The 14,655-nt window shown below is 68.9% G+C and carries 10 protein-coding genes and 1 pseudogene; 4 read left to right on the forward strand and 7 right to left on the reverse strand.

Features of this window, described 5'->3' with window-relative positions; all coding sequences use genetic code 11:
• Positions 1-483: pseudogene (locus ACFDTH_RS02425) on the reverse strand (right-handed parallel beta-helix repeat-containing protein); the annotation flags it as partial.
• A 191-nt stretch (positions 484-674) separates the two neighbouring features.
• Here ACFDTH_RS02425 and ACFDTH_RS02430 point away from each other — a divergent pair.
• Together ACFDTH_RS02430 and ACFDTH_RS02435 are read left to right on the forward strand one after the other, a co-directional pair.
• Positions 675-2,099: an aldehyde dehydrogenase family protein gene (locus tag ACFDTH_RS02430; protein ID WP_375285913.1), complete on the forward strand. Its 1,425-nt coding sequence runs from the start codon at positions 675-677 to the stop codon at positions 2,097-2,099.
• Between the two features lie 173 nt (positions 2,100-2,272).
• A complete protein-coding gene (locus ACFDTH_RS02435) occupies positions 2,273-2,575 on the forward strand; it encodes an EthD family reductase (protein WP_375285914.1) in 303 nt (100 codons plus the stop codon).
• Here the strand turns inward: ACFDTH_RS02435 and ACFDTH_RS02440 are convergent.
• Complete coding sequence (locus ACFDTH_RS02440; RefSeq protein ID WP_375285915.1) at positions 2,568-4,349, reverse strand: SLC13 family permease; 1,782 nt, start codon at positions 4,347-4,349, stop codon at positions 2,568-2,570. The two genes, ACFDTH_RS02435 and ACFDTH_RS02440, sit on opposite strands and share 8 nt — an antisense overlap.
• A gap of 94 nt (positions 4,350-4,443) precedes the next feature.
• Between ACFDTH_RS02440 and ACFDTH_RS02445 the strand changes: the two genes are divergently transcribed.
• Together ACFDTH_RS02445 and ACFDTH_RS02450 are read left to right on the forward strand one after the other, a co-directional pair.
• Entirely contained in the window at positions 4,444-4,734 is a 291-nt protein-coding gene (locus tag ACFDTH_RS02445) for an antitoxin (protein ID WP_375285916.1), read from the forward strand.
• Positions 4,735-5,127 carry a PIN domain-containing protein gene (locus ACFDTH_RS02450; RefSeq protein ID WP_375285917.1) on the forward strand — a complete coding sequence of 131 codons (393 nt, stop codon included), beginning with the start codon at positions 4,735-4,737 and terminating at the stop codon, positions 5,125-5,127.
• Here the strand turns inward: ACFDTH_RS02450 and ACFDTH_RS02455 are convergent.
• From ACFDTH_RS02455 to ACFDTH_RS02475, 5 genes are all read right to left on the reverse strand, one after another.
• Positions 5,121-9,215 carry a translocation/assembly module TamB domain-containing protein gene (locus ACFDTH_RS02455; RefSeq protein WP_375285918.1) on the reverse strand — a complete coding sequence of 1,365 codons (4,095 nt, stop codon included), beginning with the start codon at positions 9,213-9,215 and terminating at the stop codon, positions 5,121-5,123. The genes ACFDTH_RS02450 and ACFDTH_RS02455 overlap by 7 nt on opposite strands.
• Positions 9,212-11,116 (reverse strand): autotransporter assembly complex family protein, encoded by a 1,905-nt coding sequence (locus ACFDTH_RS02460; protein ID WP_375285919.1) that lies wholly within the window; start codon positions 11,114-11,116, stop codon positions 9,212-9,214. The genes ACFDTH_RS02455 and ACFDTH_RS02460 overlap by 4 nt, the downstream gene beginning before the upstream one ends.
• A 318-nt stretch (positions 11,117-11,434) precedes the next feature.
• Positions 11,435-11,641, reverse strand: a complete 207-nt coding sequence (locus ACFDTH_RS02465) for a hypothetical protein (RefSeq protein WP_375285920.1) — start codon at positions 11,639-11,641, stop codon at positions 11,435-11,437.
• Positions 11,642-12,021: 380 nt separating this feature from the next.
• Entirely contained in the window at positions 12,022-14,001 is a 1,980-nt protein-coding gene (gene parE, locus ACFDTH_RS02470; RefSeq protein ID WP_375285921.1) for a DNA topoisomerase IV subunit B, read from the reverse strand.
• 55 nt (positions 14,002-14,056) lie between these two features.
• Entirely contained in the window at positions 14,057-14,647 is a 591-nt protein-coding gene (locus ACFDTH_RS02475; RefSeq protein ID WP_375285922.1) for a calcium-binding protein, read from the reverse strand.
• Between the last annotated feature and the right edge of the window lie 8 nt (positions 14,648-14,655).

The following is a 14,655-nucleotide window of genomic DNA, read 5'->3' on the forward strand; positions in this document are numbered from 1 at the left end:
GCCCAGCCCGGAGAAGGTGGAGCGGTCGATGACGATGCGGTGCGGCTCGTCGCTCATCCCCAATATGCCCTCCTGGCTGTCGAGGAACATCGCGTTGCGCACGGTGAGGTCGCCGATCTCCAGCCGGATGCCCGCGCCGTTGCCGTCGGCCACGCGCATGTTGCGGAAGATGATGCCGTCCACCGTCGCCCCGCCCGCGCGCACCACCAGCGCCGCCTTGCCCTCGCAGGTGACGCCGTCGAAGATCACGCTGCCCGGCGTCGCCGCTTTGTAGGTGATCCGCGCCGCCTGCTGGATCGCGCATTGCTGGTAGGTGCCCGGCGCGATGGTGATGGTCGCATCGCGCCCGCGCACCGAATTGAGCGCATCCTGGAGCGAGCCGAACCCCTGACCCGTCTCGGCGACGGTGAAGGGCGCAGCCTCCTGCTGGGCGGCGACGGGTGCGGTGAGCAGCACGGCGAGCAATGGGAGAAGCTGGCGCATGCCGCCTCTTCGGCGCGCCTGGGTGAAGGCGGAAGCGACAAACGCGGTTAACGCGGCAACCTGTCGCAGCAACGGGTTAGCGGGTTGCCGGGCCGTATCTAAGCGGGACAGCTTAGTTTCGGGTTGCAACCCGTGCCCCGCCCCCGCATGACTCATACCCGAGTCTCGAAAAGACGAGCGGAGAGGGAACGATGCAGAGCTACCTGAAGCACTATATCGACGGCGCCTGGGTGGAGAGCGAGGGCGGCAAGACCTATCAGGTCATCGACCCCTCGACGGAACAGCCCTGTACCGAGATCACGCTCGGCACCCCCGCAGACGTCGACAAGGCAGTGGATGCGGCGCGCCGCGCGTTCGAGACCTGGTCGCAGACCTCGCTGGACGAGCGCAAGGCGCTGCTCGGCCGTATCATCGCGGAATATAAGGCGCGCATCCCCGATCTCGCCAAGGCGATCAGCCAGGAGATGGGCGCACCGATGGCGCTCGCCTCCGCCGCGCAGGCGCCGACTGGACTCGCCCATTTCATGACCACGCTGAAGGCGCTGGACGAGTTCACCTTCGAGGAGACGATCGGCAAGGCCAAGGTGGTGCACGAGCCGCTGGGCGTCGTCGCGATGATCACCCCGTGGAACTGGCCGCTTAATCAGATCTGCGCCAAGGTTGCCCCCGCGCTCGCCGCCGGCGACACGATGATCCTCAAGCCCAGCGAGGAAGCGCCCGGCTGCGCGGTGATCCTTGCCGAGATCCTTGACAAGGCAGGCGTGCCCGCGGGCGTGTTCAACCTGGTCAACGGCGACGGACCGGGCGTCGGCGCGGCGCTGTCGAGCCATCGCGGCGTCGACATGGTCAGCTTCACCGGATCGACCCGCGCCGGCATCGCCATCGCCCAGGCGGCGGCGGCGACGGTGAAGCGCGTCCACCAGGAGCTGGGCGGCAAGGCACCCAATCTGGTGCTGGAGGGCGCCGACCTCGGCACGGTGCTGCCGCCGACCGTGGCTGGCGTGCTCGCCAACTCGGGCCAGAGCTGCATCGCGCCCACCCGCCTGCTCGTCCACAAGAGCCAGGTCGCTGACGCGATCCAGGTGGTGAAGTCGATGATGGAGGCGACCCCGGTCGGCGATCCGGCGGAGGTCGGCGCGCATATCGGTCCGGTGGTTAACAAGGCACAGTTCGAGAAGATCCAGGGCCTGATCCAGTCGGCGATCGACGAGGGCGCGACTTTGGTGACAGGCGGCGTCGGCCGGCCGGACGGGCGCAACGCCGGCTTCTACATCAAGCCCACTCTGTTCGCCGACGTGACCCCGGACATGCGCATCGCGCGCGAGGAGACGTTCGGGCCGGTCGCCACGATCACCGCCTATGACACCGAGGAAGAGGCGGTGCGGATCGCCAACGACACCGAATACGGCCTGTCCGCTACGGTTTCGGGCGATCCCGAGAAGGCGGCGAAGGTCGCGCCCAGGCTGCGCGCCGGGCTGGTGACGATCAACAACTGGTCGCCCGACATCGCCGCACCGTTTGGCGGCTACAAGCAGTCGGGCAACGGCCGCGAGAACGGCAAGTTCGGCCTCACCGACTTCATGGAAGTGAAGACCGTGGTGGGTCTGCCGGGCTGATACAAACCATCGCTTCTCTTCGTTCGTGCTGAGTAGAGACTGAGCGAATGCGAAGGCTCGTGTCGAAGCAGCGTCGCGCTGCTATGCCGATCCTTCGATACACCACTTCGCTGCGCTCAGTGGTTACTCAGGACGAACGGGGTAGGATAGCAAGATACAATGGGGAGGAAATCATGATCGTCACCGTTCTATATCCGAACCACGAGGGTGCCCGTTTCGACGCGCGCTATTATGCCGATCACCATGCCAAGCTGGCGTCCGAGATCTGGTCGCCTGAAAAGGTGGAACTGATCGAAGGCGTCGGCGGGGCGGCAGGCGGTGCGTCCCCCTATGCGATGGTGGCGCATTTCCACTTCGCCTCGGCAGAGGCACTAGGTGCCGCGATGGCCAATCCGCGCATGGGAGAACTGGCGGCGGACGTGCCGAACTGCACGGACATCACCCCGCAGATCATGATCGGTCGCACCCTCACTTGAGCGGCCACACCGCGATGATCAGCGGGGTGCCGAGCACCAGCACCAGCAGCGACAAGGGCGCACCGAGGCGGGTATAGTCACCGAACTTGTACCCGCCCGGACCCATCACCAAAGTGTTGCACTGGTGGCCGATGGGGGTGAGGAAGTCGCACCCCGCCCCCACCGCGGTCGCCATCAGGAACGCCTCCGGGCGATAGCCCAGGTCGTGCGCGAAGGTGGCGGCGATCGGCGCCATCACCAACACCGTGGCGGCATTGTTCAGGAACGGCGTCACCGCCATCGCCGCAGCCAGGATCAGGCCGACGGCGCCCCAGGCGGGCAGCGACTGCGCGACACCGGCCAGCCACTCCGCGATTACGGTCGACGCGCCGGTGGTGCGCAGCGAATCGCTGACCGGGATCAGCGCGGCGAGCATGATCAGGATCGGCCATTCGACATGGTCATAGGCCTCGCGCAGCGGCAGCACGCCTGAAGCGAGGATCAGCCCGGCCGCGGCAAAGAACGCCACCGCGACCGGGATCACGCCCGCCGCTGTCGCCGCCATCGCGACGCCCAGGATCAGCACAGGCAGCCACGTCCGCTGCGAACGGCCAAGCCGCAACTCGCGCTCGGCAAGCGGCAGGCAGCCCAGTTCGCGCAATTTCTCGGGCAGCACGCTCAGCCCGCCCTGAAGCACGATCACGTCGCCGGCGCGCAGCGAGGTATTGCCCAATCGGCGCGACAGCCGCTCGCCCTGGCGCGAGATCGCGATCAGGTTGACGCCGAAGCGGTTCTGGAGGTCGAGCCGCCCGGCGGTACGGCCGATCAACTGGCTGTCGCGATTCACCACCGCCTCGATCACGCCGATCTCGTCGTCGGGGCTATTCGCGTCGGTCTTGTGCTCGCGGTCCTCCCCCTCAAGCTTCAATTTGTCGCCGGCGATGGTGCGCTCGAGCGCATCGGGCTCGCCACCTAGGATCAGCAAATCGCCCTCGTGCAGAACGGTATCGGGATGCGGCGGGCTGCGCATCTCGGCGCGCAGGATCTGCGTGATCGCGACCTCGTGATCGTGTCGGTCGAGAAAGGCGTCCACCGTCTCGCCGATCGCGGGCGAGCCGTCCGGGATCTGCACCTCGGTGACATAGCCCTTGATGTCCAGCGCCTCGCCCATCGTTGGCGCCGCGCGGCGGTCGGCGGGGATCAGCCGCCACGCGAACGCAAGATAGACCAGCCCCATCGCCAGCAGCGCCGCGCCGACTGGCGTATAGTCGAACATGCCGAACGGCTCACCCGTCATCTGCTCGCGCACCCGGCTGACGATGATGTTCGGCGAGGTGCCGACCAGGGTCATCAGCCCGCCGAGCAGCGACGCGGCCGCCATCGGCATCAGGAACACCGACGGGCTCGCCTCGCTCTTCTTGGCCATCTGGAAGGCGGCGGGCATCAGCATCGCCAGCGCGCCGATGTTCTTGACGAGCGCCGAGGCGACGCCGACCGAGCCGGTGAGCACCAGCAGCTGGCTGCTGATCGACTTGGTCCGCTTGGAGACCAGCCTCAGCGCCTGTTCGATCACCCCAGACCGCTGCACCGCCGCCGAGATCACCAGCGCCGAGCCGACGATGATGACGATATCGTCCGAGAAGCCGGTGAACGCCTGCTTGGGCGTGACGATGCCCAGCGCCAGCGACGCGAGCAGCGCCAGGATCGCGGTGACGTCGTAGCGAAACTTGCCCCAGATGAAGAGCGCCATCATCCCCGTAAGGGTGGCGATGGAGAGATATTGCGGTAGCGTCATGGAGCCCCCTCGAAGGAAGCGAGAACGGGCGGCAGGTCAATCGGTTGCTGGGGCGTGAATGCAGGCGTATATACCGGATATACGGAGGTGCGGCATGGGTGTGATCGAACCCGTCGGCGGCGTCGAAACCAAGGTCTTTAAAGCCGGCAACAGCGCGGCGGTGCGTCTGCCTGCCAACCTGGCGTTCCCGGTGGGCACCGCAGTAAGGATCGAGAGGGTGGGCGATTCCCTCACGATCAAGCCGGTCATCGACAAGGAAGAGGAGAAGCGCAAGATCCGCGAATTCCTCGACCGATTGGACGAGATTTGGGACGGAAAGCCCGATCATCCAGATCGCGGCAAGCGCGATCCGATCGAGTTCCCGGACAGACCGGGCTTGTACTAGATGCACCTGCTCGACACGAACGTGGCAATCCACGTTCGCGATAGAACCTCCGGGATCAAGGGACGGATTGCGTCCTTAGGGGTCAGACCTAAGCTATCGTTACTGACGTGGGTCGAACTTGAAGGCGGCGTCCCGAAGTTCGGCGAACTCTCGCTTGATCGCAGGCGGTCCATCGACGCGCTGCTGCAATCGTTCGACTTCCTCCCCTGCGACGCGCCGGTGGTCCGCGCCTATGCCCGGATCATCGCCGCCGCCGGCTTTTCCCGCCGGCGCATCATTGATCGCCTGATCGCCGCCACCGCGATCGTCCACGACCTGGCCCTCATCACCATGAACGAGACCGATTTCGCCGATATTCCCGACCTGCGTCTGGAAGCCTGGCCTGCTCAATAATCCCGCGACACGCGCACGTTGGCGCTGGTGCGTCCCAGCGTCGAGATGCTCGACAGCACCGAGAGCCAGCGGGTGACGAGATACTCCACCCGCGTCGCGGAATAGCCCTGCCCGTCGGTGACGATCTCGGCATACAGCCGCCGCGTCACATATTTGCCCGCCGCCACCGAGGTGCCCTGCCCGGTCTGCTGGTCGGCGGGGAGGATGCGCAGACGGTCGAGCCCTGCCGCGCGGCGCACCGCGTTGATCGGGTTGAGGCCATTGCCGCCGTCCTGCAACGCCGCCACCGCCGCGGCGAGTTGGAGTGCCTCTGGCGCGGACAGGTTGGTGATCGAGGTGCCGAACAGCAGGCGAGACAGCAGCTCGTCCTGCGGCAGCGCGGGGATGCTGGAGAAGGTGATCTCCGGCTTCTGCGCCACGCCGGTCACCCGGATTGAGGCGTTGAGGCCCGGCGTGTCGGCATCCGCCTCGATGTCCAGCGACGGATTGGCGGGCACCTCGCCGTCGAAGCGGATCACGCCACGCGAGAGCTGGAACTCGCGGCCCGCGAACTCATAGTCGCCGCGGATCAGCCGGGCGACGCCGGTGATCGCCGGGTTGGTCGGCTCGCCACCGATCTGGACATTGGCGGACCATTCGCTGGTCAGGCCCAGTCCGGAGACGGCGAGCTGTCCCGGTGCGCGTGCCTTGATCGCCAGCGTCCAGGGCGCGCCGGGCGCGTCGTCCTCCTCATCGGCGCCGCGCGCGTTGACCTCCTTGATGTTCAGCCGCGGAACACCGGCCACCGTCCCGGAACGTCCGAGGCGATAGCGGCTCCGATCCAGCCGCACCTCCCCGCCGATCACTCCGCCCCGGCCGTCCGAGCGGATCGTCAGCGGCCCGGTGACGGTGGCGGCGATGTCGTCGCGATCGATCATCACGGCGTCCTCGGCATCGAGGCGCAAGTCCATGCCGACGCCGTGCGCCCCGGCGAAGTCGAAGGTGCCGGTGCCGCGGATCGTCCCGCCGCCCGCCTTGCCCGCAAAGCTGTCGATGGCGAGCCGCGAGCCGGCGAAGCGGCCGGCGGCGCGAATGCCGGTGAGGACCGTGCCGGTGGTCGCGCTCTCGATCCGGGCATTGTCGGCGCGAACGACGCCGCGGATGGCCGGCTGGGCAAGCGTACCGCCAACGTCGGCGCCGATCGCGACCGGGCCGGACAGATCGAACAGTTCCACCCCGGTCAGCCGCCACAACGTGTCCGCCGGCCCTTGGTAGCGCAACTGTGCGAGCAGCCGCGCCGCACCCGGATCGCGCAGCACATCGCCGGTGAGCTGTGCCTGCGCCCGGCCGACGGTGCGCCCGCCCGAGGCCGCAACCGCGCGCATCGCGGCGCGAGTAGGCGAGAGCAGCCCCGCAAAGCCCATGTCGATCGGCTGCGAGGTGCGCACCAGCCCCGAGCGGGTCAGCCCGCGCACGGTGAGGTTGGCACGTCCGCTCGGCCCATCCGCGCCGCTGGCATAGGCCAGAATGCCCGAGGCGCTGCCGCCGAGACCGAGGCCGGGAAAGCCGATATCGAGCACCGCCAGCGGCATCTGCGCGAGCCGCACGTCGAGTGCGCTGGTCTCGCCGAACCGGCCGGACAGCTCCGCGCTGCCGCCGGCGAAGGCAACGCGCGCCGGCGCCAGGCGCCAGCCGCTGTCATCGCGGGTGAAGACGGCAGGCGTATCGAGTGCGATCGGTCGGCGGTCGATCCGGCCTTCACCCGTCACCCGGATCGCGTCCGCGCCGATCACCGCCACCGTGTCGATGTCGAAGGCGCGCCCGCGCGATCCGGCGATCGACGCGCGCACCTCGCCCACACCGTCGCGAAGCTTGGCGGTGGCGGTCAAGCGCGCCAGCCTCAGCCCGCCCCGCCGCAATCCGAAACCGCGCACGCTGCCTTCGACGACAGTGCCGGCGGGGTCGAGCAGGATGCTGCCGTCAAGCCGCCCACGCCGCACCGACACGCCGGCGAGTTGCGCCGCGCTCGCCTGAAGGTGCGCCTCGATCCGCTGGGCGGCTCCGTCCGGCCGGAACAGCAATTCGCCCCCCAGGCCGCCCCCATCCACCGCCAACCTGCCATCGAACCCGCCGGGCACGATCGCGACCGTGCCGCTGGCGCGCGTACCCGCCACGTCCAGCCGGTCGACCGCGATCGCCGCCTGCTGCCCGCGCGGCAGCAGGATGCGCCCCTGGCCGGTGAACGCCCCCAGCCGCGATCCGCCGGCGGCGGTGAAGGCGAACCCTTCCGCGATCGGATCGAGGTGCGCGCGCACCGCGCTCAGCGCCAGCGCCGCATTGGGGCGGCCGAGCACCAGGTCGATCGTCGGCCGCTCGATCCGGCCGTCGAGGCGCAGCGTCACCGGGCCGTAGCGCGCCTGCGTCCCCGTTCCCTCGAAATGGAAGGTGCCATCGCGCCGGCGATAGCCGTTGCCGGTGAGCCGGATCGCCGGCGCGGTGAGCACCAGCCCGCGGAAGTGGAGGATGCCGTCCGGCGCGCGCTCCAGCCCCGTCTCGATCCGCGGCAGGCCGCCGGCGAGCGAAAGGAAGAAGGCGTTGTCCAGCCGCCGCATCACCGCGGTGCCGCGGCCCGCAACGCGCGTGCCACGTCCGTTCGGTCCGGGCACGACGCTGAGCGTCGAGGAAACGTCGACAATGCCGAGACCGGGGATCAGATACCGCCCCAGCGCGCCCGACAGGCCGACCTGATAGCGCCCGGTCGGCAGATTGAGCGTCAGGTCGATATCGCCCGAAAGCTTGTCCGAGCGCAGCTTGAGCCGCCGCCCCGCGATCGTCTTCGCATCCACCAGCAGGATGCCGTCGACCGACAGGTTGCGCAGGATGCCCCCCGCCACGTCGCCCACGCCGGTGACGCGCTGCGCGGTGAAGCGGACCGGCAGCCTGACCGCCGCGCGCGACAATCGCCCGCGCCCGGCGGCGCGCGCGCCCTCGAACCCGGTGTTGTCGAAGGCGAAGCGCTCCGCCGCGAGGCGATAGTCGAACCGGGCGGTGGCGAACGGCCCGTCCAGGATCGCGCGCAGCCCGATCGCACGCCCGCTCATGTTGCGGAACAGCGCCTCCGGCCGAAGCAGCCGCGCGGTGATGCGCAGGTTGCGGTACGCGCTCGCCCCGAGGTCCAGCGTCCCCGTCCCCTCCGCGGACAAAGCGGCAGACCGCAGCGACAGCGCGCCGGCCAGCCGCCGCCGCTCCAGCGTGCCCGATCCGTTAACCAGCACCCGCGGGCCGGTCAGCCGCTGCACCTTGCCCCGCGTGATCGCCGAGGGGACGAGCGTGCCGGCGAGCGTGTAGCGCCCCGAGGTCGCCGCCAGCCGCAGGTCCGCGATCCGCGTCACGCCCGCCTGCATGGTCGCATTGCCCGTCCAGCGCGCCCAGCGGCCGTCGCCGCGCACCGCCAGCGCGAACGGCCGGCGCAGGCCGCTGAGCCGGGCGAGCACCCCTTGCGCCTCGCCCCGCGCCGCGACGGCGATGTCGAACCGGTCCCGGTCGGGCTCGGCATCGATCCGCAGCCGCAGCCGGTCGCTCCCCGCCACCTCGCCCGCCAGCTCGACCAGCGCCCGCCCGGCGCGGATGTCGGCGCGGCCGCGCAGGCTGCCCTGCCGCACCACGCCGGTCACGGCGGGCGCGACGGTCAGCCGCTCGACCGCAAGGCGGCCGATGCGGATGTCGAAGTCGGGCAGGATCGGCCCCTGCCGTCCGGTCGGCAGCGTCCGCGGCACCTTGGCGAAGGTCGCGGTGGGGATATCGAGCGCGGTGATGTCGAGCCGGTTGGCGAACCAGGCCAGCGGGCTCCAGTGCAGCCGCGCCGCCGGGGCATGGAAGACCAGCCCGTCGGGATCATAGACGCGCACGTCGCGCAGCGTCGCGCGGCCGTAGAGCGATCCGTCGATCCCGCCCAGGCCGAAGCGCAGGCCATTGTCCAGCTTCACCTCGCGGATGCGCGCCGTGACGAAGCGGTGCCCCACCGGCGTGTCGACCAGGATCAGCGCCGCCGCGACGATCGCGACCAACACCGCCGCCGCGCTGCCCGCCCAGCGCAGCCAGCGCCTCAAAACGCCTGTCCCAGCGACACATAGACCGCGACGCGCGCGTCGCCCGGCTGGGGATTGATCGGGGTGCCGACGTCGACGCGGATCGGCCCGAAGTTGCTGTAGTAGCGCACGCCGACGCCGGTGCCGTAGCGGAAGCCGGAGAACTTCGGCAAAGCGCTGGTGTAGATGTTGCCGCCATCCAGGAAGGGCACGACGCCGAAGTTGCCGAACGCACGGATGCGGGCCTCCAGCGCGAACTCGGTCAGGCTGCGCCCGCCGATCGGATCATTGTCGGGATCGCGCGGACCGATCGACTGATAGCCATAGCCGCGCACTGAGGCGCCGCCGCCCGCATAGAAGCGCCGCGACGGCGCGATCGCGTCGCGCGGCGCGCCCAGGATCGTGCCCAGCCGCAGCCGTCCCGCCAGCGTCACCCGGTCCGACAGCGGCTGATAGGCACTGGCGTCCACCTGCGTGCGCGCATAGCCGAAGGCCGCGCCCTGGAGCGACAGCTCGGGGCTCAGCCGCCCGCCGAGGCGGAAACCGCGCGTCGGATTGAGCAGGTCGTCCGATCCGTCATAGGTCAGGCTCGTCGGCGCGGCGGCGATATAATAGATGCGCTGGCGCGGCTCTCCGGTGGCGGCGACCACATCGCGTTCGTCCGAGGTGACCAGCTCGGTGCCGAGCGACCAGGTCCAGGTTTTCTGGAAGAAGATGTTGGTCTGCCTCTCCAGGCTGGCGCCCAAAGTGAAGGTGTTCGCCTCATAGGCATCGCGCTGCGTGTGCGCGACCGCGACCTGCGCGGTCAGCACCCGGTCGCGCGCGCGGAAATTGTTGCGGCGGAAGACGATGCTGGCGAGCTGCTCCTGCGTGCCCAGCACGCCGCGCAGCGTCAGGCCACCTTCGGGCGGAAACAGGTTGCGGTGGGTCCAGCTCGCCTCCACGCGCGCGCCCTCGCCGGTGCCATAGCCCAGCTCCCCCGCGATCGTCCGCGGCGGCGCCGGCGCGAGCCGCACCTCGACATCGACCACGCCGGGCCCGCCGTCGACCGGCTTGACCTCCGCGACCGAGACGAGGCCAGTCTGGATCAGCGCGCGGCGCAGGTCGTCCAGCGCCGCGGCGGTGTAGGGGTCGCCAGGCTGGAAGCGCGCGATCTCCGCGACGTGATCGGCATCGAAGACGCGGTTGCGGTTGGCAGTGATCCGGCCGAAGCGCCGTTCGCCGCCGGGCGCGACCGCCAGGTCCAAAGTCGCGGTGCCGGTGGCGCGATCGACAATGATCTGCGGCTCGGCCACCTCGGCGAAGGGAAAGCCCTCCTGCCCCAGCCGGGTGCGCAGCGCGCTCTCCCCCGCCACCACCGCATCGGCGTCCACAGCGGCGCCCTGCTTCACTCCGAAGGCGTCGCGCAGGTCGTCCGCCTTGGCACCCGCCTGCTCGACACCGGCGACGGTGACCCGGTCGAAGGTGTAGCGCGCGCCGGCATCCACCGTGAGCACCACCGTCGGCCGCTCCCCGGCCTCCACCGAGGGCATCACCTCCGCATCGTAATAGCCCTGCGCGCGCAACAAGGTGACCAGCAATTCGCCATCCTCGCGCGCGCGTCGGTCCAACTGCGCGGCATTGGCCGGCTCGTCCTGCCCCTGCGCGAGCGTCGAGGACTCGGCGAAGCGCTGGCGCAGCAGATCCCCGGCGATCGCATCGATACCGTCGATCCGCCAGCGATAGCGCGTCTCGGCGGCCGCGCTCTCGATCGCCGGGTCGGTCGCGGTGGGCGGCGGCAGGTCGGGCCAGTCGAGGCCGATGTCGGGCATGTCGCTCATCGGCGAGGCGGGATCGAGCGCCGGCTCGGCCTGCGCACGCGCCTGCCCTGCGGCCAGCAGCGCAGCCGTCGCGGCGGCAAGACCCCCGATACTCCGAAACATCGCCTCCGGCTTAGCCCGCCGAACCGGGCAGCGCCATGCCTGCGGGGGGGCTACTCATTCGCTACTCAGGACGAAACGGGGGGCAAGGCATCACGAATCCTCCCCTGGAAGGGGAGGTGGCAGCGCGCAGCGCTGACGGAGGGGTAGCTCTCCACGCAAGACGCCTTCTCCTGCGGCCCGCTACCCCTCCACCAGCTCCGCTGGTCCCCCTCCCCTTCCAGGGGAGGAATAGACGGGTCTCTGCGAGCGGAAGAGCCGCCCTTCACCCAAACCGTCATCCCGGCCCCGTGCCGGGATCCACCGCGCCGGGGTGAGCTGTCAGTTCGATGCTAACCAGAAGGCATACTCGACACCCCAGATCGCCACATCAGCTGCGAAGCCGAGAAACGTTCCGACGACGATGACGGCGAGCACCCACCAGTAGAGACTTAAGGTGCCATACCTTGCCTTGAGGGAACTCCAGCGGAAAAACGTTGCGTAGAGGCAGTAGCTAATCGCCAGGATTCCGCCAACCAGCGATAGCATCAGCGCTCCTTTGACGTGCACCGTTTCATTAGCGCGCAGAGTGACAGTAAGGTTCTGTATCGACAAGTGGACGTTCGCTCTGAATCTCGGACAATTAGCCGTTCTTCGTCGAACCGGTTCATCCGATTGGCCCGTCGTAGAAACGCACCGTAGGCCTGCCGCCCCGCTTTCCTACACGGCCGGAATCAGCTATAGACCTGATCTGCTCTTTGCACCGTCAAATCACGTCGCCGCGCCTGTTCCGGTCAGGCAAGGTGCGCCCTGCGTCTGCCCCTCATCGAAGCGTCAACACCGCCAGCCAAAACGAGACGCAGAGGGTGTCAACTTAGTGTCAACTTCCGCGGGCTTGACCGCAAGCCGACACGCTCCCTCCATGCCCCTCACGCATCGATCGCCTCCTCCTCCAGCCGCGCCGCATTCTCCTGAATGAACGCGAACCGGTGCGCCGGATTGGTCCCCATCAGCCGGTCGACCAGGTCCTTCACGCCCGACCGCTCCTCATATTCCTGCGGCAGGGTGATGCGGATCAGCCCCCGCGTCTTGGGGTCCATGGTCGTCTCGCGCAGCTGGCCCGGGTTCATCTCGCCCAGCCCCTTGAACCGCGCCACCTCCACCTTCTTGCCCTTGAACGCCGTCCGCTCGATCTGCGCGCGGTGCGCATCATCGCGCGCATACAAGGACTTCGCGCCCGAGGTCAGCCGGTACAAAGGCGGCTGCGCCAGGTACAGATGCCCGCGCCGCACCAGCTCGGGCATCTCCTGGAAGAAGAAGGTCATCAGCAGGGTCGCGATATGCGCGCCATCGACGTCCGCGTCGGTCATGATCACCACGCGCTCGTAGCGCAGCGCATCCGGCCGGCAGTCCTTGCGCGTGCCGCAGCCCAGCGCCAGCACCAGATCCGCGATCTCCTGGTTCGCCAGGATCTTGGCGCTGGTCGCCGACGCCACGTTCAATATCTTGCCGCGGATCGGCAGGATCGCCTGGGTCTTCCGGTCGCGCGCCTGCTTGGCCGATCCGCCCGCCGAATCACCCTCGACGATGAACAGCTCGGTGCCTTCGTTCCCGTCGTTGGAACAGTCGGTCAGCTTGCCGGGCAGCCGCAGTTTGCGCGCGGAGGTGGCGGTCTTGCGCTTGACCTCGCGCTCCTGCTTGCGGCGCAGGCGATCGTCCATCCGCTCCAGCACATAGCCGAGCAGCGCGCGCCCCCGATCCATGTTGTGGCCCAGCCAATGGTCGAAATGGTCGCGCATCGCCTTCTCGACCAGCCCCGCCGCCTCGGGCGAGGTGAGACGATCCTTGGTCTGGGACTGGAACTGCGGATCGCGGATGAAGACGGAGAGCATCAGCTCCGCGCCGGTCATCACGTCGTCGGCGGTCAGCTCCTTGGCGCGCTTGTTGTTCACCAGCTCGCCGAACTGGCGCAGCCCGCGCACCAGCGCCTGACGCAGCCCCTGTTCGTGCGTGCCGCCGTCGGGCGTCGGGATGGTGTTGCAATACCAGGAGAAACTGCCCTCGCTCCACAAGGGCCAGGCGATCGCCCACTCCACCCGCCCCTGCTCGTCCGGGAATGCCTGGGTGCCCGCGAAGAACTCCGCGGTGGCGCATTCGCGGTCGCCCACCTGCTCGCGCAGGTGATCCGCCAGCCCGCCGGGGAACTGGAATACCGCCTCGGGCGGGGTGTCGGTACCCGCGACCAGCTCGGGCGCGCATTTCCAGCGGATCTCGACGCCGGCGAAGAGGTACGCCTTGGATCGCGCCAGCCGATACAGCCGCACCGGCTTGAACATCAGCTCGGGCCCGAAGATCTCGGTATCGGGCACGAAGCTGGTGGAGGTGCCGCGCCGGTTGGGTGCCGCGCCCACCTGCTCCAGCGACCCCAAAGTCTGGCCCCGCGAGAAGCGCTGGCGGTAAAGCTGGCGGTCGCGCGCCACCTCCACGACCGTCTCGCTCGACAGCGCATTGACCACCGAGATGCCGACGCCGTGGAGGCCGCCGCTGGTGGCATAAGCCTTGCCGGAGAACTTGCCGCCCGAGTGCAGCATGGAGAGGATCACCTCCAGCGCGCTCTTGTCCGGGAACTTCGGGTGCGGGTCGACCGGCATGCCGCGGCCGTTGTCGGTGATGGTCAGCCGGTTGCCGGTGTCCAGCGTGATCTCGATGCGGGTGGCATGGCCGGCGACCGCCTCGTCCATCGAATTGTCGAGCACCTCGGCGGCGAGGTGGTGCATCGCGCGCTCGTCGGTGCCGCCGACATACATGCCGGGCCGCCGCCGGACGGGCTCCAGCCCTTCCAGCACCTCGATCGACGAGGCGTCGTAGCTTTGTTGCGGCTTGGGGGAAGCGAAGAGATCGTCGGCCATCGTTCCCCATATGGACCAAGCCCGCGGCCGGGACCAGCCCGGCCGCGGGATCGCGTCAGAGCACCGGGTCGAGCGCCGCGCGCGGCTCCGGGTTGAAGAGGAACTGCGAGGCATCGATGTCCGCCGCCTCGACGCCGCGCAGCAGCACAATGTGGTTGCGGTCGAACGCCAGCACCGCACCCTTGGCGGTATCGGTGATGGTGAAATCGTCCATGCCATAGACCGCGTTGCGATCGCGGCTCTCATAGTCGAAGTAGATGAAATCGTTCGACTTGAAGTCGGTGATCACGTCGCGCTGGTTATCGTCGTCGAACACGAAGGTGTCCGCGCCCTTGCCGCCGGTCAGCGTATCGTTCCCGTCGTCGCCGTCGATCCGGTCGTCGCCGCTGCCGCCGATGATCCGGTCGTTGCCGTCCTCGCCCTCGATCCGGTCGTTGCCCGCCCCCGCGATCACACGGTCGTTGCCGTCCTCGGCATCGATCCGGTCGTCACCGGCCAACCCTCGGATCACGTCCGCGCCGCGCGTGCCGCGCAGCCGGTCGTTGCCCGACGTCCCATTGATCTTCTGCGCCTCGACATGCGGACCGATCAGGGCGCCCAGCGCAAAATCCTCAGTCGCAGTGGCCGCCCACCATTGAAGTGCCATGTTCCATC

This window comes from Sphingomonas sp., from assembly GCF_042096255.1.
GTDB lineage: Bacteria > Pseudomonadota > Alphaproteobacteria > Sphingomonadales > Sphingomonadaceae > Sphingomonas.